The sequence below is a fragment of the Pseudomonas sp. C9D1 genome (assembly GCF_056491235.1).
The window spans coordinates 497,272-520,692 of the sequence record NZ_JBSZIE010000002.1 but is presented as its reverse complement, the minus strand read 5'-3'; the positions used below and the strand labels follow the sequence as shown (position 1 = coordinate 520,692).

The 23,421-nt window shown below is 67.8% G+C and carries 19 protein-coding genes; 7 read left to right on the top strand and 12 right to left on the bottom strand.

The window, feature by feature from the left end; genetic code table 11:
• Positions 1-112: 112 nt before the first annotated feature.
• The 10 genes from ACXI0U_RS10615 to ACXI0U_RS10570 all read right to left on the bottom strand — a co-directional run bounded on the left by ACXI0U_RS10615 (position 113) and on the right by ACXI0U_RS10570 (position 12,475).
• Positions 113-1,036 (bottom strand): alpha/beta hydrolase, encoded by a 924-nt coding sequence (locus ACXI0U_RS10615; protein WP_431484582.1) that lies wholly within the window; start codon positions 1,034-1,036, stop codon positions 113-115.
• A gap of 16 nt (positions 1,037-1,052) precedes the next feature.
• A complete protein-coding gene (locus ACXI0U_RS10610) occupies positions 1,053-3,305 on the bottom strand; it encodes a TonB-dependent siderophore receptor (protein ID WP_479550211.1) in 2,253 nt (750 codons plus the stop codon).
• Positions 3,306-3,707: 402 nt separating this feature from the next.
• Positions 3,708-5,060, bottom strand: a complete 1,353-nt coding sequence (locus ACXI0U_RS10605) for a HAMP domain-containing sensor histidine kinase (RefSeq protein ID WP_479550210.1) — start codon at positions 5,058-5,060, stop codon at positions 3,708-3,710.
• Positions 5,060-5,782 carry a response regulator transcription factor gene (locus tag ACXI0U_RS10600; protein ID WP_111263209.1) on the bottom strand — a complete coding sequence of 241 codons (723 nt, stop codon included), beginning with the start codon at positions 5,780-5,782 and terminating at the stop codon, positions 5,060-5,062. The genes ACXI0U_RS10605 and ACXI0U_RS10600 overlap by 1 nt, the downstream gene beginning before the upstream one ends.
• Before the next feature lie 57 nt (positions 5,783-5,839).
• Positions 5,840-7,408, bottom strand: a complete 1,569-nt coding sequence (locus ACXI0U_RS10595) for a sensor domain-containing diguanylate cyclase (protein ID WP_374980791.1) — start codon at positions 7,406-7,408, stop codon at positions 5,840-5,842.
• A gap of 119 nt (positions 7,409-7,527) precedes the next feature.
• The gene (locus ACXI0U_RS10590; protein WP_374980792.1) at positions 7,528-8,202 is read right to left on the bottom strand and encodes a nitroreductase family protein; all 675 of its coding nucleotides are present in this window, start codon (positions 8,200-8,202) and stop codon (positions 7,528-7,530) included.
• A 138-nt stretch (positions 8,203-8,340) separates the two neighbouring features.
• Positions 8,341-9,171, bottom strand: a complete 831-nt coding sequence (locus ACXI0U_RS10585; protein WP_374980793.1) for a PA3715 family protein — start codon at positions 9,169-9,171, stop codon at positions 8,341-8,343.
• Between the two features lie 101 nt (positions 9,172-9,272).
• Positions 9,273-10,766: a flavin-containing monooxygenase gene (locus ACXI0U_RS10580; RefSeq protein WP_350448572.1), complete on the bottom strand. Its 1,494-nt coding sequence runs from the start codon at positions 10,764-10,766 to the stop codon at positions 9,273-9,275.
• Between the two features lie 184 nt (positions 10,767-10,950).
• On the bottom strand, positions 10,951-11,250 hold the full coding sequence (locus ACXI0U_RS10575) for a hypothetical protein (protein ID WP_265168784.1): 300 nt from the start codon (positions 11,248-11,250) through the stop codon (positions 10,951-10,953).
• Positions 11,251-11,314: 64 nt separating this feature from the next.
• On the bottom strand, positions 11,315-12,475 hold the full coding sequence (locus tag ACXI0U_RS10570) for a hypothetical protein (protein WP_479550209.1): 1,161 nt from the start codon (positions 12,473-12,475) through the stop codon (positions 11,315-11,317).
• A 1,534-nt stretch (positions 12,476-14,009) separates the two neighbouring features.
• On the opposite strand from ACXI0U_RS10570, the gene ACXI0U_RS10565 reads away from it, so the two are divergent.
• Positions 14,010-14,981 carry an IS110 family RNA-guided transposase gene (locus ACXI0U_RS10565; protein ID WP_479550208.1) on the top strand — a complete coding sequence of 324 codons (972 nt, stop codon included), beginning with the start codon at positions 14,010-14,012 and terminating at the stop codon, positions 14,979-14,981.
• Between the two features lie 242 nt (positions 14,982-15,223).
• Entirely contained in the window at positions 15,224-16,360 is a 1,137-nt protein-coding gene (locus ACXI0U_RS10560; protein WP_431482418.1) for an IS481 family transposase, read from the top strand.
• Between the two features lie 155 nt (positions 16,361-16,515).
• On the opposite strand, the gene ACXI0U_RS10555 is transcribed toward ACXI0U_RS10560, so the two are convergent.
• Positions 16,516-16,746: a DUF2789 domain-containing protein gene (locus ACXI0U_RS10555; RefSeq protein ID WP_431484308.1), complete on the bottom strand. Its 231-nt coding sequence runs from the start codon at positions 16,744-16,746 to the stop codon at positions 16,516-16,518.
• 131 nt (positions 16,747-16,877) lie between these two features.
• Between ACXI0U_RS10555 and ACXI0U_RS10550 the strand changes: the two genes are divergently transcribed.
• Positions 16,878-17,321, top strand: coding sequence for a bleomycin resistance protein (locus ACXI0U_RS10550; protein WP_479550207.1), 444 nt, complete (start codon positions 16,878-16,880; stop codon positions 17,319-17,321).
• Positions 17,322-17,508: 187 nt separating this feature from the next.
• Positions 17,509-17,805, top strand: coding sequence for a hypothetical protein (locus ACXI0U_RS10545; RefSeq protein WP_184489109.1), 297 nt, complete (start codon positions 17,509-17,511; stop codon positions 17,803-17,805).
• A gap of 62 nt (positions 17,806-17,867) precedes the next feature.
• On the opposite strand, the gene ACXI0U_RS10540 is transcribed toward ACXI0U_RS10545, so the two are convergent.
• On the bottom strand, positions 17,868-18,056 hold the full coding sequence (locus ACXI0U_RS10540) for a hypothetical protein (protein ID WP_184489192.1): 189 nt from the start codon (positions 18,054-18,056) through the stop codon (positions 17,868-17,870).
• Positions 18,057-18,289: 233 nt separating this feature from the next.
• Between ACXI0U_RS10540 and ACXI0U_RS10535 the strand changes: the two genes are divergently transcribed.
• The 3 genes from ACXI0U_RS10535 to ACXI0U_RS10525 are packed head-to-tail and all read left to right on the top strand — an operon-like array spanning position 18,290 to position 23,211.
• On the top strand, positions 18,290-19,360 hold the full coding sequence (locus ACXI0U_RS10535; protein ID WP_021217297.1) for an HlyD family secretion protein: 1,071 nt from the start codon (positions 18,290-18,292) through the stop codon (positions 19,358-19,360).
• Entirely contained in the window at positions 19,360-22,083 is a 2,724-nt protein-coding gene (gene rbbA / locus ACXI0U_RS10530) for a ribosome-associated ATPase/putative transporter RbbA (protein WP_479550206.1), read from the top strand. The genes ACXI0U_RS10535 and rbbA overlap by 1 nt, the downstream gene beginning before the upstream one ends.
• 3 nt (positions 22,084-22,086) lie before the next feature.
• Positions 22,087-23,211: an ABC transporter permease gene (locus tag ACXI0U_RS10525; protein WP_479550205.1), complete on the top strand. Its 1,125-nt coding sequence runs from the start codon at positions 22,087-22,089 to the stop codon at positions 23,209-23,211.
• Positions 23,212-23,421 lie beyond the last annotated feature (210 nt).

The following is a 23,421-nucleotide window of genomic DNA, read 5'->3' as shown; positions in this document are numbered from 1 at the left end:
CAATCTAGCAGCGGGTCGGTGACGCGCCAGGGCCGCTCGGCGGTTGAGGAAGTAGCGGCCTAGAGCCTCGGCGAGCAGCCTGGGGGGCACCAGGCCGCTTCGTAGTGGGGCATTACTCCGCAGGTGCAGTGCTGGCGCCGAACCGCTCGCGCAGCAGATAGCGCAGGGATTCGCCCAGGGCTTCGCCGTGACCCAGGCCTTCGAAGGACTGGAAGCGGGCATCGAGGCCGGGAACCTGGGCGAGGTCGTCCACCAGTTCGGTGGCGGCGCGTTCCGGGTAGGGCTCGGCGGTGCCGCGCGGATTGGCCGGTTCCGCGCTGCCGCGCATCAGCAGCAGGCGCGCCGGGTGGCCGGCGATGCGCTGTTCCAGCCCCGGGCGTTCGCCGAGGATGACGCCATCCCCCCACCAGAGCGACGGGCTGGCGGCGGCGAACTGGCTGAACTGCCGGGGCCGGGTGAACAGCGCATGCAACACCAGCAGGCCGCCGTAGGAGTGACCCCAGAGCGTTTGCCGGGTGGTGTCGAAAGGCGCTTGCGCGGCCACGGCCGGGCGCATCTTCTCCTGCAGCAGGTCGAGGAAGGCATCGGCGCCGCCGCTGGGCTGGCCGGTGAGCGGGTCGCGTTGGCCGGGCTTGTCGGGCTGCCGGGGCGTGTAGTCCAGGGTGCGGGCGTTGCGCTCGATGCGTTGCGGGGTCTGGTAGCCGATGGCGACCAGCAGCGGCGCATCGCCCTTGGCCAGGTCCTGCAGCAGGGGCGCGTCGAGCACGCCGAAGGCGGCATTGCCGTCGAGCATCCACACCACCGGGTAGCCGCCGGCCGGGGCCGGGCTTTTGGGCTTGGCGATCCACAGTTGGTAGTGGCGCTGGCCGTCGGCGGAGTCGAGCTTCAGGCTGCTGAAGGCGTAGGGCAGGTCCTGGCGCTGCAGCAGGCGCGTGTCCATCAGGGCGTTGGGGTCGGGTCGCGCCATGGGCGCGACTCCGGGAAGTGCCACTGCCAGGGCGAAGGCCAGGGCAGAAGTGAAGCGGGGCAGTCTCATCAGGCGGTCTCGACGGTCAGAACGAGGCGGTAATGCTGGTGTAGAGGGTGCGGCCGGGCTCGTTGTAGGTGGCGGCGCCGGCACCGTCGATGTTGTTCACGCCCTGGGCGTTGCCTTCGCGGTACAGGCGCTTGTCCAGCAGGTTGTCGACGCCCGCGGTGAAGCTGAGGTTCTCGCTCAGGTCGTAGGTGCCGCTCAGGCCCAGCAGTGCATAGGGCGAGAGCTGGTTGTTGGCGTTGCCGGTGACGCGGTTGCCCTGGTAGCCGTATTTCTTCGGCTTCTGCTTGCCGTACCAGGCGACGCTGGCCTGGAAGGACAGGTCTTCGCGGGCCTGCCAGTCGAGCATGGAGTTGAGGGTGTAGGCCGGGGTGACGGAAAGGGTGTCGCCGGTTTCCTTGTTCTTCGACTGCAGCATCCAGGTGAGGTTGTTGGTCCAGCTCAGCTGCTCGGTCAGCGGCAGGGTGAGGTTGCCTTCGATACCTTCCACCAGCGCCTTGGGCACGTTCTCCCACTGGAATATGCGGGCGTTGGCGTAGTTCACGCCGCCAACCACCTGGCCGCCGGTGGCGCTGCCGATGGAGGCCATGCCGGACTCGATCTTGTTCTTGTAGTCGTTGCGGAAGTAGGTCAGGCCGGCGACCAGGCCGTCCTTCTTGTACTCGATGCCCAGTTCCTTGTTGACGCTGGTTTCGGCGTCGAGGTCTTCGTTGCCGCGCAGGTAGCAGCTGGTGGTCTGGCCGTAGCAGCCCTGGCCACGGCTGTAGAGCAGGTAGTCGGAGTTGAGCTGGTACAGGTTCGGCGCCTTGTAGGCGCGGGCGATACCGGCCTTCAGGGTGAGGGTGTCGGTGAGCGCGTGGGACAGGTTGAGCGACGGGCTCCAGTTGTTGCCGACGATGTCGTGGTGGTCGAAGCGCAGGCCCGGGGTGAGCATGGTGCCGGGGGCCAGTTCGATGTTGTCTTCGGCGAACAGCGAGAAGATCTGCGCCTCGGAGGTGGTGTCGCGGCCGCTGTTGGTGAGGCCGCCGATGGCGCCGCCTTCGGTGGTGTTCTGGGTGTTGGAGCTCGGGTCGTCCAGTTGCTGGCGGGTCCATTCGCTGCCCAGGGTCAGGGTCTGCGGGCGGCCGGCATCCAGGGGCAGGTTGAGCTCGCCGTGGGCGGTGAGGTTGCGCAGGGTGGCGGTGTAGTAGCCGCTGTTGGCGAAGATGCCTTCGGTGCCGCCGGCCAGGCCTTCGTTGATGCGGTTGTTGCGGGTCTTCTCGTACTGCAGGTAGGCCAGGGAGCTGCCGAAGTCCCAGTCGCCACGGTGGGTGAGGGCGTAGGTCTCGCGGAAGGTGCGGTTGGTCTCGTGGCCGAGCATCTTCTTCACGGTGGCGTTGCTGTTGGTGTTCTGGGTGTCGCCGGTGTAGAGGTTGCCCTGGCGGCTGAAGCCGGTTTCCAGCTCCAGGGTCTGCTCGGGGGTGAAGTTCCAGCTGAGCAGGCCGTTGACGTCCTTGTTGCGCACGCCTTCGCGGCCGGCGGGCAGGGTGCCGGCCTGGTTGCCGGTGCGGGCGGATTCGTGGCCTGAGTTGATGTCCCAGTCGTCCGACTCGGTCTTGGCGACGTTGCCGTAGACGCGGTAGCTGAGGGTGTCGGTGAGCGGGCCGTTGAGGCCGAAGCTCAGGCGCTGGCTGGCGCCTTCGTCCTTGTGGGTGGGGAAGGAGGTGTAGACGGTGGCGTTGCCGTGGGTCTTGGCGCCGGCCTTCTTGGTGATGATGTTGACCACGCCGCCTGCCGCGCCGTTGCCGTAGCGCGCGGCCGCCGGGCCCCGGATGACCTCGATGCGCTCGACCTGGTCGGCCGGCACCCAGTTGGTGTCGCCACGGCTGTCACGCTCGCCACGCCAGCCGTAGCGCACGGCGTTGCGGCTGCTCACCGGCTTGCCGTCCACCAGGATCAAGGTGTTCTCCGGGCCCATGCCGCGGATGTCGATCTGGCGGTTGTTGCCACGCTGGCCGCTGGTGGAGTTACCGGTGAGGTTCACGCCCGGCATGGTGCGGATGATCTGCGACAGGTCGTTGGCCGGCGGGCGCTTCTTGATGTCTTCGGCGGTGATCACCGAAACCCCTGGCGCCTGCTTGGTCTCTTCCTCGGCGGTGGCGATGACGTTCTGGGCTTCCAGCTCGATGCCGGGGGCACTGGCGTCGATGTTGGCCGCGTGCACGGCGAACGACAGCAGGCAGCTGGACAGCAGCAGGAAGGGGATGGCGGTGGAAGACGGGCGAGGCGACATGGACGATCTCCGGTAATGCCTTGGGATGCGCGAAGATCACGAATGATATTAATTATTATTTGAGAGTAAAGCGCATTAACTTTCTAAACACTTCGTGAGGGTCCGTGTTGGGGGGATTCGCGAGCAGAGCTCGCTCCTACGGCAGGGTGCAAAGCCTGCGATTGAGCCCCGTAGCCTGGGCTTCAGGAGGGAGCACCCTGCCGTGTAGGGCGGGTGAAACCCGCGATTGGGTCGTGCGGGGCGCCGGGTGTGGGAGCGGTTTCAACCGCGAAATCGCATCGCGAATGAATTCGCTCCTACAGGTCGAGCGTAGGGCCATTGCGTCATGTGGCCGGCAGTTCCGTAGCCTGGGCTTCAGCCCAGGGGTTCCTGCACGGCGCCGCTCCCGGGCTGAAGCCCGGGCTACATGAGTGGGCATCGCGCCACCGGCAGCCGCAGGTGCAGGCACAGGCCGGGGTGGGCGTTGCTGGCCCAGAGCTGGCCGCCCTGCAGTTCGATGGCGCGGCGGGCGATGGCCAGGCCGAGGCCGAAGCCTTCGCCGGTGCCGCCTTCCAGGCGTTGGTAGGGGAGGAAGATGCGTTCCAGGTCCGCCTCGGCGACGCCCGGGCCCTGGTCGTGCAGGCGCAGGTGCCAGCAGTCGCCGTCGCGCTCGCCGTCGAGGCGCACCGTGCCCCCTTCAGGGGAGTGGCGGATGGCGTTGCGCAGCAGGTTCTCCAGGGCCTGGGCCAGGCTGTCGAGATGGACCTGCACGCGGCAGTCGGCATCCAGGGAGCAGGGCAGCCTCGCGGCATCCCAGCCGCTTTCGAAGCAGGCGTCCTCGCGCAGGGCTTCCCACACCGACAGCACCTGCACCGGCTCGGTGGGCAGTTGCGGGCGCTCGGTGTCCATCCAGGCGAGGTCGAGGGTGTCTTCCAGCAGGCGCTGCATGTCGGTGATCTCGCGGTCCAGCCGTTGGCGCAGCTGTTCGGGCGGTAGCTCGCTGTCGTGGGCGATGCGCAACCGGGCCAGCGGGGTGCGCATCTCGTGGGACAGGGTGCGCAGCAGCAGGCGCTGCTGGCCCAGGCTCAGGCGCAGGCGCTCGGCCATGTGCTCCAGGGCTTCGGCCAGCTCGCCCAGTTCGTCGCGGCGGTCGGCCAGGGGCGTGCCCAGGGGCGCGCTGTCCAGTTCGTCGGCGCGCAGGGCATCGGCGCGGTCGCGCAGGCGGTTCAGCGGCACCACGAGATGGCGGTAGATCAGCAGGCCGAGCAGGGCCGCCAGCAGCGTCGGCACCACGCCGTGGGTGAAGAGGTGGGTCCAGGGCGTGAGGCCGCCGGGCAGCAGGCGCTCGGGCAGTTGCAGCACCAGGCGGCCGTTCTCCGGGTGCTCGGGGAACTCGATGCTGACGTAGGGCAGCTCGTCTTGCAGGCGCCGGCTCATGGGCCAGTCGAGCTTGCGCATGAAGGTCAGGTGGCTGGATTCCTCGGCGTTCAGCAGCGTGCCGTCGAGGCTTTCCAAGCGCGGGCCGAGCACCGCCACCCAGGTGTCTTCGCGGCTGGCCAGGTCCTGCCGGAAGCGCGCGACGCCGGCCGCGCCTTCGTTCTCCCAGGCCTGTTCGGCCTGCTGCGCGTATTGCGCCAGGTAGTCGCGGTCGGCCGGGGCGAGGAAGTAGGTGCTGCGCTCCACCGACAGGCCCCAGGTGTAGATGAGCCAGGTGAGCAGCAGGCAGAAGCCGACCTGCAGAAGCGCCAGCTTCCACAGCAGGGGATGGCGGCGCATCAGGAGCGTTCCGTCTCGACCAGCAGGTAGCCCTGGCCGCGCACGGCCTGGATCTGCAGATGGTGGATGCCGATCTCGGCCAGTTTGCGGCGCAGGTTGCAGACGTGCACGTCGAGCCCGCGGTCCAGCCGCGTGTAGGCACGGTGCAGCACGCACCGGTAGAGGAAGGGCTTGCTCAGCGCCTCGCCGGGGTGGGCCTGCAGGGTGGCCAGCAGGCGGTATTCCGACGGCGTGAGCCCGGCCGCGCGGCCTGAGTGGGTCACGTCCTGGGCCTGCTCGTCGAGGTGCAGCGATGGACCCGGGCGTTGCGCCGCCTGGCGCCGGTCGAGGCGCACGCGGCGCAGCAGGGCATCGGTCCGGGCGTCCAGCTCGGCGAGGCTGAAGGGCTTGGGCAGGTAGTCGTCGGCTCCCCGGGTGAAACCCGTGATGCGGTCCTGCTCGGCTCCCAGCGCGGACATCAGCATCACCGGGGTGTCCTGCCGCCGGCGCAGGGCTTCGAGCAGCTGCAGGCCGTCGAGGCCGGGCAGCATGATGTCCAGCAGTACCAGGTCGAAGGGGTCGCGTTCGGCAGCGGCCAGGCCCAGGGTGCCGGTGGCGCAGGTGGTGACGGCGAAGCCGCGCTGGCGGAAGTGCAGGTCCAGGTCTTCGCGCAGCCGGGGGTCGTCTTCGACCAGCAGCAGGCGCGGGGAGGGGGCGGGTCGTTCGATATGAGAATGTTTCACATTTGAAAATATCTCATTGCCAGGGGGTTCCTGGCAATCGCGCGATGCTCGCAGGGGTCAGCGCGTGGCGGGCTCCACCACCACCTGGTTGCGGCCCTGGCGCTTGGCCCGATACATCATTTCGTCGGCCTGCTTGAGGGTGGCTTCCAGGCTCCGTCCGCCGGGTGTCCATTCGGCCACGCCGAGGGAGATGGTCACCTGGCCGACGCCTTCGGTACGCGCCTCCTCCACCGAGTGGCGCAGGCGTTCGGCGACTTCCGAGGCTTCCGCCAGCGTGGTGCCGGGCAGCAGCAGGAGGAACTCCTCGCCGCCCACGCGGCAGGCCAGGTCGCGGTCCCGCGAGCAGGCCTGCATCACCGTGGCGATCACCTTGAGCGTGCGGTCGCCGGCGTCGTGGCCGAAGCGGTCGTTGACCTTCTTGAAGTGATCGATGTCCAGGGCCACCACCGCCAGGTCGCGCTCGCCGCCCCGGATGGCCACCAGGGCTTCCTCCATCGCGCGGCGGTTCAGCAGGCCCGTCAGCGGGTCGGTCTGCGCCTCATGGTTGAGGCGGCCGAGCTTCTCCTGCATCAGGGTGATGCCGGTGATCAGGGCCTGCTTGATGTGCGCGGCCTCGAAGTACCAGGCGCGCACCGTGGCCAGGCGTTCCGAGCTGCCCGGCTCGCCCATCTGGCGGGCGCCGGCGGCCAGCTGGCGCAGCGGGTCGGCGATCAGCCGTGTCGTCCACCAGAGCACCGCGAAGCCCAACAGCGCCAGGGGCATGGCAGCGACGAGCACGTGCCGGACCAACCCTTCCAGCGCCACCAGGGTGGCCTGGCGTGGCTGCTGCGAAACCACGCCCCAGCCGGTTCCCGGGATGCCGGCATAGCCGGAGAGCATCTCCACGCCCTTGGAGTTCACATACACCAGGGTGCCGCTGCGCCCGCCCAGCACGGCATCGTCGACGGCGCTGGCACCGACCTGCTGGCCGATGCGCGCGGGGTCCGGGTGATAGAGCAGCCGGCGGTTGGCGTCGATCAGGTAGACGTATGCATCCTGGTGGAAGTGCAGGCCGATCAGGCCGTGCAGCAGGTTGTCCTTGCGCATGTAGATCGAGCCGCCGACCAGGCCCAGGTACCGGCCGTCGGCATCGAGTACCGGCTGCGAGACGAAGACCACCAGCCGCCCGCTGGCGGCGTTGAAGGGTTCGCTGATCAGCGGGCGGCGGGCACGCAGCGCCTCCTCGAGGCCGGGGGAGCGGCCGCTTCCATCGAGCTGAGGCGCCTCCGGCACGGCGGCCAGCACGCGGCCATCGGCGGCGACCACGGCGATGGCGTTGAAGCCGGCATCCTGCAGGTCGAGCCGGCGCGCTTCCTCGGCGAGCAACTGCGGGTCATCGAAGTGCTTGCCCAGCAGCGCCGCGCTGTACGCCAGCTGTTGCTGGGCCGCCTGCAACTGGGCGCCGATGCTGCTGGCCAGCTTCTGGGCGTAGGCGTGGTTGTTCTTCAGCGCGCCGTCCAGCAGCGAGGCCTTCTGCACCCGGTAGGCCGCATACAGGCCGTTGGCCAGCGTGGCGATGCTGGCCAGCAGGACGAGCAGCAGGATCAGGTGGCGGAGCCGTGTCGCGGGGAAGGGGGTGGGGTTCATCGACGACGACTCTCCTGCGACGCGTGGGGGGGCCGGCCGCGCGCCCAACGACGGCATGCAGCGGGGGCGGCGTCAGCAGTGTAGCCAAGGCGCAGGCGCGCGCCCCGGGACCCTGGCCCTCAGTCGAAACCCTTGAACACGGCGAACTCGTCCACCGGGGCGCGCTCGGAGCGCAACTGGTTGATCGGCGCGGAGCGGTCGGCGTGGCCCAGCGCCATGCCGCAATAGAGCAGCTCGTGCTCGGGCAGCTCGAAGTGGGCGTGCAGGCTCTGGCGCACCATGCCCCAGGCTTCCTGCATGCAGGTGGCGAGGCCGCGTTCCTCGGCCACCAGCGCCAGGGACTGCATGAACATGCCCAGGTGCGCCCACTGGCCGTGGCCCATGGAGCGGTCGATGACGAAGAACAGCCCCACCGGCGCGCCGAAGAACTGGAAGTTGCGCGACATGGCGCGCAGGCGCGCGGCCTTGTCTTCACGGGGGATGCCGAGCTTGGCGTAGAGCGCCTCGCCGATGGCGTAGCGGCGGGTGCGGTAGGGCTCGGTCAGCCCTTCCGGGTAGATGGGGTGCTCGCCGGCCTCGCCCACGGGGTTCTTCATCAGGGTTTCCAGGGCGACGCGCTCCACCGCGGCCTTGGCGGTGCCGCTCACGGCGATGACCTTCCAGGGTTGCAGGTTGCCGCCGGAGGGCGACCAGCGCGCGGTGTCCAGCAGTTCGCGTAGGGTGGCGGCGTCGACGGGCTCGGCGGTGAAGGCGCGGACGGAGATGCGTTGCTTGAGGGTTTCGGCTACGGACATGACGGCGCTCCTTGGCGGGTGATGGCGCGGCCGGGGCCGTGCGGACCCGGGCGAACTTAGCGAAAAGCCCGTCCTTGACGCCACAGGCAGAACTGCCAAGAACCATCACCCGGACGCCAGCCCGGGTGATGGCGCCGGTTACTGCGCGGTGCTGGCCGGCTGCTCCCAGAAGCGCGGGAAGGTTTCGTGGGGGTACTGCTTGCCGTCGAACTTGAGGGTCTTGCGCTCGGTACGCAGGTACTTCTCCCCGGCGGCCGAGTCGCCGGTCACCTTGGCCGCCAGCACCAGGTCGGCGAAGCCGTTGCTGCGGGTCTTGGCGATGTCGAGGGTGACCTTGGCGCTTTCGGTCATGAAGTCCGGGTCGTTGACGCAGAGGGTGCCCTTGATGGTGGTCCATTCGCTGAGGTAGGCCTTGAGTACCGGCTGCAGGGCCTTGCCGTCCGGGGCGAACAGGGTCAGCTCTTGGTCCGAGCCGCCGTCGGGGCAGCTGGCGCCGCGGGCGGTGCTGTCGAACACCAGGCCGAAGGCGCGCACGCCCGGCGCCAGGTGGTAGCGGGCGGTGTCCAGCCACAGGCTGTCGGCGCTCACCTCGGTGACGGCGTCTTCGTCCAGGGTCGAGTCGTAGCGCTCCAGGAATGCTCCGCTCTTGCCGTCCACCTTGGCCACTAGCAGGGCCAGGCTGCGTTCGCCGGCGGAGATGCCTTCATCGCCCGGGCGGACGTAGGCGAGGGCGACCACCGAGCGGGCCTTGTCGTCCGGCCAGGGTTTGCAGGCGGCGGCCACCAGTGGGCCTTCGTTGTAGGCGTCGGGCATCGCCCAGTCGTGCTGGCCCAGTTGCTTGGCCAGCGCGTCGATCAGTGGTGCGGGGCAGGGTTGCGGGTCGCGGGCCTGGGCCTGGCCGGCGAGGCAGGCGCAGGCGAGCAGGGCGAGGCGGGGAGCCCAGGAGGCGAGGCGGCGGTAACGCTCCATGTCGACGGTTCCGTGTGGGGGAAAGGCCGACATTCTAGCCGCCGCTGCGGGGGGCGGAGTGGCTGACCGGTTCGCATTTCTGCCGATTGGCCGTTGCCGGCCTAGCCAGCGTTGGTGGCCAGGGGCGCGCCGACCGGTTCGCGGGCCGGCTCGAACTCCAGGGCCGGGTCGGCGATGGGCTGGCGCAGCAGCATCTCGCGGTCGCGCTCGTAGTGGTTGAGCACCCGCCAGGGCAGGTGGCGGCCCTGGCGCGGCAGCAGGTCCCCGCCGCGCTGCACGTAGCCCGACTGCAGGGCGCCCATGACGCTGCCCGGCTCCATCTCGCCCTCCGGCGCGCGGGGTGTGCACACCTCCAGCTCGTGCTTGCCCATGTGGTTGAACAGGCGGCACAGGTAGCTGGAGGCGATATCGGCCTTGAGCGTCCAGGGCGCGTTGGTGTAGCCGAATATCGAGCCCATGTTGGGGATGCCGTGGGCCAGCACGCCCTTGTAGGTGAGGCGGTCGGACAGGCTCTTGCGCTGGCCGTCCACCACCATGTCGATGCCGCCCAGGGCCCGCAGTTGCAGGCCGGTGGCGCTGATGATGATGTCCGCCGGCAGCTCGGCGCCGGATTCCAGGGCGATGCCCTGCTCGGTGAACGTGGCGATGCGGTCGGTGACCACCGAGGCGCGGCCCTGGCGCAGGGCGGCGAACAGGTCGCCGTCGGGCACCGCGCAGAGGCGCTCGTCCCAGGGCATGTAGCTGGGGGTGAAGTGGCGCATGTCGACCTTGCCGCCGAGCTGCCTTTTCACGCTGCCCAGCAGCCAGGCGCGGACCTTCTCCGGCCAGCGCCGCGCGGCCTTGTAGATGACCCGCTGCAGCCAGATGTTGCGCGTGCGCGCCATGGCGTAGACCCAGCGCTCGGGCAGCACGCGGCGCAGGGCGGCGGAGACCACGTCCTTGCCGGGCACGCTGATGATGTAGCTGGGCGAGCGTTGCAGCATGGTGACGTGGCCGGCGCGTTCGGCCATGGCCGGCACCAGGGTCACGGCGGTGGCGCCGCTGCCGATGACCACCACGCGCTTGCCGCTGTAGTCGAGGTCTTCCGGCCAGTGCTGCGGGTGGATCAGGCGGCCCTGGAAGCGCTGCATGCCGGGGAAGTCGGGCTGGTAGCCCTGGTCGTAGTCGTAGTAGCCGACGCAGGAGACCAGGAAGCGCCCGGTGAACACCCGCTGCGCGCCGCTGGCCTCGTCACGGGTCTTGACCGTCCACAGCCGCTCACGGCTGGACCAGGAGGCCTCGGTGCAGGCCTGGCCGAAGCGGATCCTGCGGTCGACGCCGTGCTCGCGGGCGGTGTCTTCGATGTACTGGCGGATGGTGTCGCCGTCGGCCAGGGTCTTGAGCTGGTCCCAGGGGCGGAAGGCGAAGCCGAAGCTGAACATGTCGGCGTCCGAACGGATGCCGGGGTAGCGGAACAGGTCCCAGGTGCCGCCCACCGCCTGGCGCCGCTCGATGATGGCGAAGTCCATCTGCGGTGCCTCGCGCACCAGGTGGCAGCCCATGCCGATGCCCGAGAGCCCGGCGCCGATGATCAGCACGTCGTGATGGTCGTTCAAGGTCGGCCTTCCTTCTTGTTGTTCTTGTGTTGTGCAAGTCATAGCAGGCTTTGCCGCCGCTGCTCGCCGGCCCTTTGGCGGGTTGTCGGGCACGCGGGGGTTTTGTCCGGGTGTAGGGCGGGTGAAACCCGCGGGCAAAGTGATGCCGGGATGTCGGGTTTCACCCGACCTACGGGGGCGCGGCTCAATGCTCGCGTCGGTAGCTGAAGCGACAGCCGCTGGGATCGGTGAAGGTGAGGCCGTCGGCGTCGAGGCTGTAGCCGTAGCTCACCAGCGCATCGTTGGCGGTGGAGAGGGTGACGCGGCCGGGGCTCTCGATGTGCCAGGTGCCGCTGTCCCACCAGGTGAAGCCGCCGGGGGCGTCGGGGGTGCCGCTGTACAGGCCGTTGGCGTCGAAGCGCAGGCTGCTGGCGTACTTGGTGGCGCAGGGTGGGGACTGGCTCTTGCGCCATTGCCCCAGCAGTTGGTTTTCCAGGTCGGTCATGTCGTGCTCCGGTGGTTGCCGGTGCGGGGTGCCTGGGGGGCACCTCGCACCGGTCCTGTCGCCCCTACTTGGCGCCGGCCGCCAGGTTGGTAGGCCTGGCTCGGGCCTTCGGCGCCTTGCCGAGGTCCTTGAGCACACCACCGGCATCGCTGATGAGGGTGGTCAGCTTGCTGCGTTCGGCGTCGCTCATCACCGTATCGTAGTCAAGCAATGCGCTGGCGTTCTTCGGATCGGCCTTGCGTTTGTGGAAACGCTTGGCCAGCCGCTTGGCCGCGATGGCGGCGAAGTGCGGCTTGAGCACCGGCGAATCCAGTGCCGCCTGGATGGCGTCCAGGCCCTCGGTGAGGTGGTCGCCACCGATGGCCAGCACCAGGTGCGCGTCGGGGGTGGAGAGCACCCGATGGGCGGCTTCGGCGTGGCGTGCCTCGACCGCCGCGGTGACCATCACCGTGGCGCTGCCGGCGGCGTGGGCGACCATGCCGTCGATCTCCCAGTGCACTTCCACCTTCACCTCGTGCACGCCGGGGACGCCGAACAGCGCGCCTTCGGCGCCGCGCATCAGGGTCATGGATTCGCTGATGCGCTCACCCGGCTGCAGCAGGGCGTAGGGCTGGTCTTCGACGCAGTGCACCAGGGTGCGGTAGCTGCGCGGGGTGCCGGCGGGGTCGATGACGCTGCCACTGACGAAGTCGCTCTTCAGGCTCAGGTTGGCCGGTACCCGCACCGGCTGGTCGCCCCGGTTGACCAGGGCGATGCCGACCCGCACCGGCGCGCCCAGGGGCACTTCGCCGAGCAGCGGGGTGACGTCCAGGTCCAGGCCCAGCACCTCGGCTTCGAGGTCCGTCGGGGTGATGCTCGGCATCGCCGTGGAGGCGCTGCCGAAGGCCACCGAGCCGGGGCGCACGAAGGGGTCGGGGTAATGGCGCAGCTGCTTGAGGTTGTCCGGGTGGAAGGACCACTGGATGTTGCTGGGGAAGGGCGTGGCCGGGGTGCCGGCGGCGGCGATCACGTCGCTGGTGCACATGAAGCCGAAGTCCGCCGAGTTGTGGTACAGGCCCATGGCGTGGCCGATCTCGTGCACGGCGGTGCGGAAGTAGGGCGCCGCGGCGGTGCCGAAGCGCTTGCCGCTGACCGTTCCCCAGCCGGCTGCGATGGTCCAGTGGGAGGCGATGCCGATGCCCTCGCGGGGTACGTTGTTGGAGTCGGTGCCGCCGTTGTCGTACATGATCCCGCGCGGGGTGGAATCGATGTTCTCACCGCCAGCACGTGGTAGCGCCATTCGGTGTCGAGGTTGACCACCGCGCGCCGCGCCAGCATCGCCGCATGCATCTCGGCGTCGGACCAGGAGTTGCCGCTGGCCTCGGCGACGTTGGTGTCGCTGAGGTTCACCGCCACCTGCCAGCCCACGGCGTCCATCACCGTCTGCCAGGTGTGCCCGAGGCCGCTGTTGGTCGGCTGCTCGGAGCCGGAGACGGTGTCGATCTCCACGGTGCAGCGGCGGTAGTAGCTCGACAGCCAGCCCATGGTCATGCGCCCGATCACTGCGTTGGCGGCGTTCTTCACATCACCCTCGGCGTAGTCGGAGGGCGAGGGATAGCCCGCCGGCCCTGCCATGCGCACCATCTGCGTGGTCAGCTTGGAGTCCAGCGCCCAGCTGTTGGGGGCGGTGAAGCGCCACAGCTCGAAGCCGAGGTTGAAGCTGTTGCCCAGGTAGAAGTTCTCCGGCAGCGAGGTGACGCGGATGTAGTAGCGGTAGCGCGAGCGCGACAGGATCGGGATGCCCGAGGCGGGATTGGGCCCGGCCAGGAGGATGGGCTTCAGGCTGGTTTCCGGGCGGCTGCCGAGCAGCGGGATCGGCGAGGCGATGGGCAGCGGCAGGAAGAGGGTCGGGCGCTGATAGAGGTCGCCGCTGGCGGTGCGGCCGGCGCTGTGGGATTCCACGCGCAGGGTGCCGTCATAGGACACCAGCGGCGCGCCGGTGGGCTTGTAGTTGAGCAGCCAGCAACCGGGGCGGATGCTGCGCAGCGGCGGCACGATGATCGGGCCGGGCACTTGCCTGGGGAGTTCGCTGATAGGGGGAGGGCGCTGGCCGTTCGGGCGTCTTCCTGCTCGGGCGGCAATACATCAGGCATGGGTGGGGTTTTGTCGAGGCTGGACATCGTTGAACACTCCTATTCAACAAGGGGCGCACCCTGCCCGTACTCCGAACCACGCGAGCCATTGCATGACGCCGGTACGACACCCCTGGAAGGTTCCTTTTTAGGGTCGTGTCATGCGTACCACGTGCGCATGGCCCGGTGAGTATGCGACTGCGCCAGGCCCTGCATAGCGCCGCCCATCGCCCGCAGGCCGTGCGAAGCGACCGGTTGTCGGAGCGCCCGGGAGCCCTGTAAGGGCGCCGCTACAGAGCCCCGCGCAACCGAACTTTTCGTGCTTGTCGATATGCCGGAAAGGCGTTTGCGTTGGGGAGGGGGCGAGGGGTTTTGGTCGGCCATGTGCATCGGGAATTGGTGGGCTGAAGCCCACCCTTGCTATCTCGACTAACTACCCCTTCAGGGGTAATAGTTCCCGACTGATCATCGGGGGAGGGGCTGGAAGTCGTGTCCACCCTTAGGCCCTGAGCCTGCGACGTAGATAGTGCTCCGCCCCTCCACACTCACTCGAACAGCCCGAACGGTATCTTGAGCCCAGAGCTCGCATTCACAAGGTTGGGCCGGGTGCAGTGATGATCGCATTTGGAACGATCAGGAGGAGCACACATGCCCAGTGTCATTGGTGTCGACATTGCCAAGCACACGTTCGATATCGCCACCCTGCAGGCGAACGGCAAGTACCGCACCAAGGCCAAGTTGGCCAACAGCGAGGCGGGCTTTCGCACGCTGCAGGAGTGGCTGAACAAGCACAGCGAGGCGGGTGCCTGGGTCGTGATGGAAGCCACCGGCATCCACCATGAAGCCCTGGCCGAATGGCTGCTGGAGCAGAACTATCGGGTCTGCGTCCTCAACCCTGCGCAGATCGCTCACTACGCCCGCAGTCAGCTGCAGCGCGTGAAAACTGACAAGGTCGACGCCAAGCTGATCGCCGAATACGGCGAGCGCCACCAGGACGAGCTACGGCCCTGGCAGCCTGAACCTCGCGCCATACGGCGCCTGAAAGCACTGATGCGGCGCCTGGCGGATCTGCAGGAAATCCAGCAGATGGAGAGCAATCGCCTGGAGGTGGCCGATACCAGCGTGCAGGAGTCGATCCGCTCAGTGTTGCGGCACATCGAGCAACAGATCGAGGAAACCCTCAAGGCCATCAACAACCACATCGACAATGACCCGGATCTGCGCGGCAGACGTGATCTGTTGACCAGCATTGATGGCATCGCGGACAAGACAGCCGCCCTGATCCTGGCGGAGCTGGGCGACCCTCATCGCTTCACCAGCAGCCGCGCGATTACCGCCTTTGCCGGGCTCAACCCGCGTTTGCAGGAGTCTGGTAAGTACCGGGGGCAGACCCGCATTTCCAAGATGGGCTCATCGCGGCTGCGTGCTGGGCTGTACATGCCTGCCGTTTGCGCCCTGCAGCACAACGGGGCGATCAAAGCGATGAGAGAACGCCTCAGAGCCAAGGGCAAGACCGGCATGCAGATCATCTGCGCAGCGATGCGTAAGCTGCTGAACATCGCTTATGGCGTCTTGAAATCGGGCCAGCCGTACGACGTAAAACTGGCCCTTGCTCACTAGGGATCAAGACGGTATCTACGCCCATCCGCCCGCGCCGAGCCCACCTTTGCAGGTGCGAATTCATTTGAGCGTGGTCATGAGTCATCGGTGCTGCCTGTGACGATTTGAATTGAGGGCTCGACAGGATGAACGCGTGCCGTAGGGTGTGCCGTGTGTTCAGCCGGGGGACATAGGTGACAGGTGTCGGGAGACATAGGTAACGCATTTAGGCTTACGGAATCCTTCGAAGAGGAGTTCGAGCGATGCCGTGGCAGGAGTGCACCACCATGTCGATACGACGTGAATTCGTATTGTTGGCCCAACACCCGCAGAGCAACATCCGGGAGCTCTGTCGACGCTACGGCATCAGCCCCAAGACGGCTTACAAATGGCTGGAGCGATATCAAGAACTGGGTGATTCCGGTCTGCAGGACCAATCCCGTCGTCCGCTTACGAGTCCTGGACGCACCAGCGCCGAGCTGGAGCGAGAGGTGGTGCGCCTGCATCACCAATTCCCTTATTGGGGCGCTCGCAAGCTGCTCCATCTGTTGCCAAAGGCCATGGATCGCCCTCATCACAGCACCCTCGATGCGATTCTTCGGCGCCATGGCTGCCAGGTGCGCTATCACGCCGAAGACGCCCAGGCACCGGCCACCCAACGCTTCGAGCACAAGCAACCCAACGAGCTCTGGCAGATCGACTTCAAGGGCAACTTCCATCTTTCGGACCGTAACTCGCCACGTTGTCACCCGCTGACGGTGCTCGATGACCATTCACGCTTTGCGCTCTGCCTGCAGGGCTGTGAAGGGGAGCGCCTGGAACTGGTTCGCCCCAAGCTGGCCGCGGTTTTCCGTCGCTATGGGCTGCCATGCCGGATAACGGCCGACAACGGCCCGCCCTGGGGCTCAAACATCGAGGGCGGCCTATCCGCCCTGGAAGTCTGGCTGATGCGCCTGGGTATCGATGTCAGTCATAGCCGCCCTTATCACCCGCAGACGCAAGGCAAGCTCGAGCGTTTCCATCAAACCCTCAAGCGTGAGCTGCTGCATCGCAGCTTCAGTGACATGGAGCACTGCCAGCGCGTGATGGACCAATGGCGAGATCAGTACAACCAACAACGACCTCATGAGGCGCTGGGCCAGTTACCACCGATATCGCGCTATCAGCCAAGCCTAAGGGCGTACACGGAGCAATTGCCGGAAATCGAGTACGAGCCGGAGGACAAGGTGCTCAAGGTAGGGGGAACCGGACAGGTGCAATTCAAAGGGAAAAGCCGGTTCGTCGGTGGTGGGTTATTGGGCGAGCGAATCGCAATACGCCCCACCGGTGTGGATGGTGTCTACGATGTGATTTTCATCCATAAGACAATCCGCCAGTTCGACCTGAGAGAGAAGAAGTAACGACCAGCAACCCGTTACCCATGTCCCCCGACAAGCGTTACCCATGTATCCCGGCTAAACACCGTGCGCACCTCCGCTCGGTGCTTCCGGCGAGTCCCAGGTGCGCGCAGCACACCCTACATCTGAGCCACGTGCTGCTCTGGCTGTGCGCCGGCTTACTTCGACAGGCGCACCGCCAGCTCATCCACTTCCACGGCCCAGTCGGCGTCCTGGACCAGGGCGTTGCGCAGGAAGGCGCTCTGGGCCTCGTTCCAGAAGGGCGCGTCCTGGATCTTCTGGCCGTCGACGAGGGGGTGGTCGGCGATGAAGGCTTCGATCTGGCGGTGGTCGGACTCCAGGCCGAGCTGCTCGAACAGGGTGGCGAGGTTGTGCGGGGTCGTATCCATGGATGGGCTCCGGTACGGGTGGGAAAGGTGCAAGGACTATAGACCCGTGCCAGCCACTTTCGGTGCCACCGGAAGCTGCGCTAAGGTGGCGCGCCCCGCCCACGGAGGGCGGGCGATGGAGGAGGGAACCCATGCATTTCAATGCCCTGGTGCCGGAGCTGCTGGTGCGTGATTTCGCCCACAGCCTGGATTTCTACTGCCGCGTGCTGGGCTTCGAGGTCGCCTATCAACGCCCGGAGCACCGCTTCGCCTACCTGTGCCTGGGGGAAGCCCAGCTGATGCTGGAAGAGGACGACGGCGAGGCCTCGGAATGGCGCGTCGAGCCCCTGGAGGCGCCGTTCGGTCGTGGGCTCAACCTGTCCATCCGCTGTGCCGACGCGCTCGCCCTGATCGCGCGCATCGAGGCGGCCGGCGTGCCATTGCGGCGCGGGGCGCTGGAGCGCTGGTACCGCCAGGACGAGCAGGAGCACGGCGAGTGCAACTTCCTGCTGCAGGACCCGGACGGCTACCTGCTGCGTTTCCACCAGAGCCTGGGCATGCGCGTGTTCAGCGGGGTTCTGCCGGGGCAGGGGTGACGCGGGCCTTGAGCTGGGTTGCGGCTCCAGGATCAAGGGCTTCGCGAGCAGAGCTCGCTGCTACGGTTGGCGGCGGATGTGTGTTGCCTCGCGTGGCGGGAAATCTTCCGGCTCCAGGGAACCCGCGCCGCTGCGCTGGTTCAAATCGGCACGGATTCCCCCTCACATGCCGATTCCCGGAGCTGTCATGCGCGTGCACACCAAACTTCTGTTGGCAGGTCTCTGCTTCCTTCCCCTCGCCGGTTGCTTCAAGGGCGAGATCGATCAATCGTCCCTCTGCACCTACAGCTCCGACGCCGAGGCGCGCCAGTGCAAGGAAGGCGAGCTGTCCTGGTTCAAACCCACCCAGTGGAACAACGAGCAACTGCCGCTGAGCGTTGCCGCGGCCTACTGCAACTTCAATCACGAGGTGATGTACAACAACGCGGGCGTCATCTGCGTGTTCACCGAGAAGCGCATGAGCCTGGTGAAGAACAGCCAGTAACCCCGCCGAGCGCCCACAAAAAAGCCAGCATCAGCTGGCTTTTTTTGTGCCCGGGCGCCGGATCAGCGCTTGCCCATGGAGCGGCGCGAGCCGCGCGGTGCCGCGCCGGGGCGCTGGCCGCGGTCGTGGCCCTTGAGGGTCTGGTACCAGGGCACGTTCTGTTTCTTCACAGCCTTGGCGGGGGGCGCAGCCTCGGTGCTGCCTTCGGCTTGGGGCTGTTGCTCGGGGCTGGTGGGTTCGTTGGTGTTCATGGTCGGTCCGGGGGCGCCTGGGCGCCGGTTCGCTTGTGGTTGGCCGTGATTGAGGCGCGCAATCATACATCAACTCGATTTCGCCTGCCGTGGCTTCGGCCCGGTGGATTTCCGGGTTCCCAAGGCGGCCGAAAAGGGCCCTGAAAAGGCCTGACCTGACATGAGTCAAAGTGACTCATTGCCGATTGGCGGATGATTTCTTCCATCGAAATCCAGCCATTCGGGACACCAAGATGAAGCAGCCAAGCAAGCAGAAACTGACCTGGGCGGTGGCGGTGCTGGCCGCCGTGGCGGTCGCCGCCGGTGCCTGGTGGGTGTTGCGGCCCGCCGGCCTCGGCGAAGGCTTCGCCAGCGGCAACGGCCGCATCGAAGCCACCGAAGTGGATGTGGCCACCAAGCTGGCCGGCCGCGTGGCCGAGATCATGGTCGACGAGGGCGACTTCCTCACCCCCGGCCAGCCCGTGGCGCAGATGGACACCCAGGTGCTGAAGGCGCAACTGGCCCAGGCCCAGGCCCAGGTGCGCCAGGCCGAGAACGCCCGGTTGACCGCCCAGGCCTTGGTGGCCCAGCGCGAAAGCGAGCAGGCCACGGCCAAGGCGGTGGTCAGCCAGCGCGAGGCGGAGCTGGTGGCGACCCAGAAGCGCTTCGCCCGCACCGAAACCCTGGTCAAGCGCAATGCCATGCCCCAGCAGCAACTGGACGATGACCGCGCGGTGATGCAGAGCGCCCAGGCGGCGCTGGCGGCCTCGCGCTCGCAGGTGATTTCCGCCCAGGCCGGCATCGAGGCGGCCAAGTCCCAGGTTATCGAGGCGCAGTCGGCCATCGAGGCCGCCAACGCCAGCGTCGCCCGCCTGCAGGCGGACATCGACGACAGCCTGCTCAAGGCGCCCCGCGCCGGCCGCGTGCAATACCGCGTGGCGCAACCGGGTGAAGTGCTGCCGGCCGGCGGCAAGCTGCTCAACCTGGTGGACCTGGGCGACGTCTACATGACCTTCTTCCTGCCCGCCGGCCAGGCCGGGCGCGTGCACCTGGGCGACGAGGTGCGGCTGATCATCGATGCGGTGCCGCAGTACGTGATCCCCGCCAAGATTTCCTACGTGGCCAGCGTCGCCCAGTTCACCCCGAAGACGGTGGAAACCGCCAGCGAGCGCGAGAAGCTGATGTTCCGCGTCAAGGCGCGCATCGACCCGGCGCTGCTCAAGCAGCACATGACCGCAGTGAAGACCGGCGTGCCCGGCATGGCCTACCTGCGCCTGGACGCTGAGCAGGAATGGCCGCAGCAGCTGCAGGTCAAGGTGCCCTGATGGACGCCTCCAGCGGCAACGTCGCGCGCCTGGCCGGGGTCAGCCTGGGCTACGGCGAGACCTTCGCCCTGCGCGAGGTCGACCTGGCGATCCCGGCCAACCGCATGGTCGGGCTGATCGGCCCGGACGGCGTCGGCAAATCCAGCCTGCTGGCCTTGCTGGCCGGGGCGCGGAAGATGCAGCAGGGCGAGATCGAGGTGCTGGGCGGCGACATGCGCTCCGCCCGCCATCGCCGCGCCATCTGCCAGCGCGTCGCCTACATGCCCCAGGGCCTGGGCAAGAACCTCTACCCGACGCTGACGGTGTTCGAGAACGTCGACTTCTTCGGCCGCCTGTTCGGCCACGACCGCGCGGAACGGGAGCGGCGCATCGACGACCTGCTGCGCAGCACCGGCCTCGACCCCTTCCGCGAGCGCCCGGCGGGCAAGCTCTCCGGCGGCATGAAGCAGAAGCTCGGCCTGTGCTGCGCGCTGATCCATGACCCGGATTTGCTGATCCTCGACGAGCCCACCACCGGCGTCGACCCGCTGTCGCGCAACCAGTTCTGGGAGCTGATTGGACGCATCCGCCAGGGCCGCCCCGGCATGAGCGTGCTGGTGGCCACCGCCTATATGGAGGAGGCCGAACGCTTCGACAGCCTGGTGGCGATGGACGCCGGGCGCGTGCTGGCCACCGGCAGCCCGGCCGAGATACGCCGGCAGACCGGCACCGACAGCCTGGAAGCGGCCTTTATCGCCCTGCTGCCGGAAGAGAAGCGCCGCGACCACCGCCGCCTGGTCATCCCGCCACTGCCCGCCGGTGAGCGCGCGGTGGCCATCGAGGCAGACGGGCTGACCTGCCGCTTCGGCGATTTCGTCGCCGTGGACCGCGTCAGCTTCCGCATCGAGCGCGGGGAGATCTTCGGCTTCCTCGGCTCCAACGGTTGCGGCAAGTCCACCACCATGAAGATGCTCACCGGCCTGCTGCCCGCCAGCGAAGGCAGTTGCGCGCTGTTCGGCCAGCCGGTGGATGCCGGCGACATGGCCACGCGGCGGCGGGTAGGCTACATGTCCCAGGCGTTCTCCCTGTACCGCGAGCTGAGCGTGCGGCAGAACCTGGTGCTGCATGCGCAGCTGTTCCACCTGCCGGCCGAGCGTATCGAGGCGCGGGTGGCGGAGATGCTCCAGCGCTTCGACCTGGCCGGCGTGGCCGACGAGTTGCCCGACGCGCTGCCGCTGGGCATCCGCCAGCGCCTGTCGTTGGCGGTGGCGGTGATCCACCAGCCGGAGATCCTCATCCTCGATGAGCCCACCTCAGGCGTCGACCCGGTGGCCCGCGACGGCTTCTGGGAGTTGATGATCGACCTGTCGCGCAACGACGGCGTGACCATCTTCATCTCCACCCACTTCATGAACGAGGCCGAGCGCTGCGACCGCATCTCCCTGATGCACGCCGGCCGCGTGCTGGCCAGCGACACCCCGGCGGCGCTGGTGGCCGAGCGCGGCCTGCCGAGCCTGGAAGCCACCTTCATCGCCTACCTGGAAGAGGCTGCCGGCACCGCCTCGGCACCCGCCAGCGCGCCGAGCGTCACCGCCAAGGCCGAAGCCCCGCGTGACCAGCGCTTCAGCCCGCAGCGGCTGTTCAGCTATGCGCGGCGCGAAGCCATGGAGCTGCGCCGCGACCCGATCCGCCTGACCCTGGCGCTGCTCGGCACCGTGCTGCTGATGTTCATCATCGGCTACGGCATCAGCATGGACGTCGAGGACCTTTCCTATGCGGTGCTCGACCGCGACCAGAGCACCACCAGCCAGGCCTACGCACTGAACCTTTCCGGCTCGCGCTACTTCATCGAGCGCGCGCCGATCCAGGACTACGCGGAACTGGACCGGCGCATGCGCAGCGGCGAGCTGAGCCTGGCCATCGAGATTCCGCCGGGCTACGGCCGCGACCTCAAGCGCGGCGCCAGCCCCGCCGTGGGTGTGTGGATCGACGGCTCCATGCCCACCCGCGCCAACACCGTGGCCGGTTATGTCCAGGGCATGCACCTGGGCTACCTCGCCGAGCTGGCCCGGCAATCCCCGGAGGGCGGCGCCCAGGCTGCCGCCAGCGTCGAGGTGCGCTACCGCTACAACCCCGATGTGGAGAGCCTCAAGGCCATGGTGCCGGCGGTGATCCCGCTGTTGCTGATCATGATCCCGGCGATGCTCACCGCCCTGGGCGTTGTGCGCGAGAAGGAGCTGGGCTCGATCACCAACCTCTACGTCACGCCGGTCACGCGGCTGGAGTTCCTGCTGGGCAAGCAGCTGCCCTACGTGGCGATGGGCATGGTCAGCTTCCTGCTGATGGTGGCCCTGGCGGTGTTCGTGTTCGGCGTGCCGCTCAAGGGCAGCTTCGCCACCCTGGTGCTGGCGGCGCTGTGCTACGTCACGGCCGCCACCGGACTCGGCCTGTTCCTCTCCACCTTCATGCGCAGTCAGATCGCCGCCGTGTTCGGCGTGGCCATCGCCACCATGGTGCCGGCCATCCAGTTCTCCGGGCTGGTGCACCCGGTGTCGTCCCTGGAAGGGGCGGCGGCGGCGATCGGCCAGGCCTATCCCGCCACCCATTTCCTGATCATCAGCCGGGGCGTGTTCTCCAAGGCGCTGGGGTTCTCCGACCTGGCCTTCTACTTCGTCCCGCTGCTGCTGACCATTCCCTTGCTCACCCTGTTCAGCGTGCTCTCGCTGAAGAAGCAGGAGGCCTGACCCATGCGCAGCCTGGCCAATATCTTCCACCTGGGGCTCAAGGAGTTCCGCAGCCTGCAGCGCGACTACGCGATGCTGGTGCTGATCCTCTGGGCCTTCAGCCTGGGGGTGTACAGCTCCGCCACCGGCATTCCGGAAACCCTGCACCACGCGCCCATCGCCGTGGTCGACGAGGACCGCTCGCAGCTCTCCACGCGCCTGGTCAACGCCTTCCAGCCACCGTACTTCCGCGTGCCCGAGCTGATCGACCAGGGGCGCATGGACCGGGGCATGGACACCGGCCTGTACACCTTCACCCTGGACATCCCGCCCGACTTCCAGCGCGACGTGCTCGCCGGCCGCAACCCGGCGGTGCAGCTCAATGTCGACGCCACGCAGATCGGCCAGGCCTTCAGCGGCGCGGGCTACATCCAGAACATCGTTTCCACCGAGGTCAACGAGTTCGTCGCCCGCTACCGGGGGGCGAAGGCGATGCCGGCGGAGCTGACGGTACGCACGCTGTTCAACCCCAACCTGACCCAGGCCTGGTTCGGCGGGGTGATGGAGGTGATCAACCAGATCACCATGCTGTCGATCATCCTCACCGGCGCGGCCCTGATCCGCGAGCGCGAGCACGGCACCGTCGAGCACCTGCTGGTGATGCCGCTGTCGGCGTTCGAGATCATGCTGGCCAAGGTCTGGTCCATGGGCGCGGTGGTGCTGGTGGCCGCCGCGCTGTCGCTGGTGTTCGTGGTGCGCGGCTGGCTGGCAGTGCCCATCGAAGGCTCCCTCGGGCTATTCCTGGTGGCGGCGGCGCTGCACCTGTTCGCCACCACCTCCATGGGCATCTTCCTTGGCACCGTGGCGCGCTCCATGCCGCAGCTGGGGCTGCTGACCATCCTCGTGCTGATGCCGCTGCAGATCCTCTCCGGCGGCACCACGCCGCGGGAGAGCATGCCCGAGCTGGTGCAGCAGATCATGCTGGCGGCGCCCACCACCCACTTCGTCGCCCTGGCACAGGGCATCCTCTATCGCGGCGCGGGGCTGGAGATCGTCTGGCCGCAGTTCCTCGCCATCATCGGCATCGGCAGTGCCTTCTTCCTCGCGGCCCTGACGCGCTTCCGCCGCACCATCACGCAGATGGCCTAAGCGCCAGCAGCCCACCCTGTGCCGCGGTCATTTGGGCGCGACCGTAGGGCGGGGGAAACCCGCGTGGTTGTGTGCATGAACGTGTCGGGTTGCACCCGACCTACGGGGTGCTGGCGACTCCGCTCCCGGGCTGAAGCCCGGGCTACGCAATGCCCCAGCCCGATGCTACGGGCCCCATGGGAGCCCACCTTGTGTTGTGGTCATACAGGC

What these genes read in the sequence shown, in the direction of transcription:
- ACXI0U_RS10615 (WP_431484582.1), bottom strand. Translation starts at nt 1,036, where the DNA reads ATGAGACTGCCCCGCTTCACTTCTGCCCTGGCCTTCGCCCTGGCAGTG.
- ACXI0U_RS10610 (WP_479550211.1), bottom strand. Translation starts at nt 3,305, where the DNA reads ATGTCGCCTCGCCCGTCTTCCACCGCCATCCCCTTCCTGCTGCTGTCC.
- ACXI0U_RS10605 (WP_479550210.1), bottom strand. Translation starts at nt 5,060, where the DNA reads ATGCGCCGCCATCCCCTGCTGTGGAAGCTGGCGCTTCTGCAGGTCGGC.
- ACXI0U_RS10595 (WP_374980791.1), bottom strand. Translation starts at nt 7,408, where the DNA reads ATGAACCCCACCCCCTTCCCCGCGACACGGCTCCGCCACCTGATCCTG.
- ACXI0U_RS10590 (WP_374980792.1), bottom strand. Translation starts at nt 8,202, where the DNA reads ATGTCCGTAGCCGAAACCCTCAAGCAACGCATCTCCGTCCGCGCCTTC.
- ACXI0U_RS10585 (WP_374980793.1), bottom strand. Translation starts at nt 9,171, where the DNA reads ATGGAGCGTTACCGCCGCCTCGCCTCCTGGGCTCCCCGCCTCGCCCTG.
- ACXI0U_RS10575 (WP_265168784.1), bottom strand. Translation starts at nt 11,250, where the DNA reads ATGACCGACCTGGAAAACCAACTGCTGGGGCAATGGCGCAAGAGCCAG.
- ACXI0U_RS10570 (WP_479550209.1), bottom strand. Translation starts at nt 12,475, where the DNA reads ATGTACGACAACGGCGGCACCGACTCCAACAACGTACCCCGCGAGGGC.
- ACXI0U_RS10565 (WP_479550208.1), top strand. Translation starts at nt 14,010, where the DNA reads ATGCCCAGTGTCATTGGTGTCGACATTGCCAAGCACACGTTCGATATC.
- ACXI0U_RS10560 (WP_431482418.1), top strand. Translation starts at nt 15,224, where the DNA reads ATGCCGTGGCAGGAGTGCACCACCATGTCGATACGACGTGAATTCGTA.
- ACXI0U_RS10555 (WP_431484308.1), bottom strand. Translation starts at nt 16,746, where the DNA reads ATGGATACGACCCCGCACAACCTCGCCACCCTGTTCGAGCAGCTCGGC.
- ACXI0U_RS10550 (WP_479550207.1), top strand. Translation starts at nt 16,878, where the DNA reads ATGCATTTCAATGCCCTGGTGCCGGAGCTGCTGGTGCGTGATTTCGCC.
- ACXI0U_RS10545 (WP_184489109.1), top strand. Translation starts at nt 17,509, where the DNA reads ATGCGCGTGCACACCAAACTTCTGTTGGCAGGTCTCTGCTTCCTTCCC.
- ACXI0U_RS10540 (WP_184489192.1), bottom strand. Translation starts at nt 18,056, where the DNA reads ATGAACACCAACGAACCCACCAGCCCCGAGCAACAGCCCCAAGCCGAA.
- ACXI0U_RS10535 (WP_021217297.1), top strand. Translation starts at nt 18,290, where the DNA reads ATGAAGCAGCCAAGCAAGCAGAAACTGACCTGGGCGGTGGCGGTGCTG.
- rbbA (WP_479550206.1), top strand. Translation starts at nt 19,360, where the DNA reads ATGGACGCCTCCAGCGGCAACGTCGCGCGCCTGGCCGGGGTCAGCCTG.
- ACXI0U_RS10525 (WP_479550205.1), top strand. Translation starts at nt 22,087, where the DNA reads ATGCGCAGCCTGGCCAATATCTTCCACCTGGGGCTCAAGGAGTTCCGC.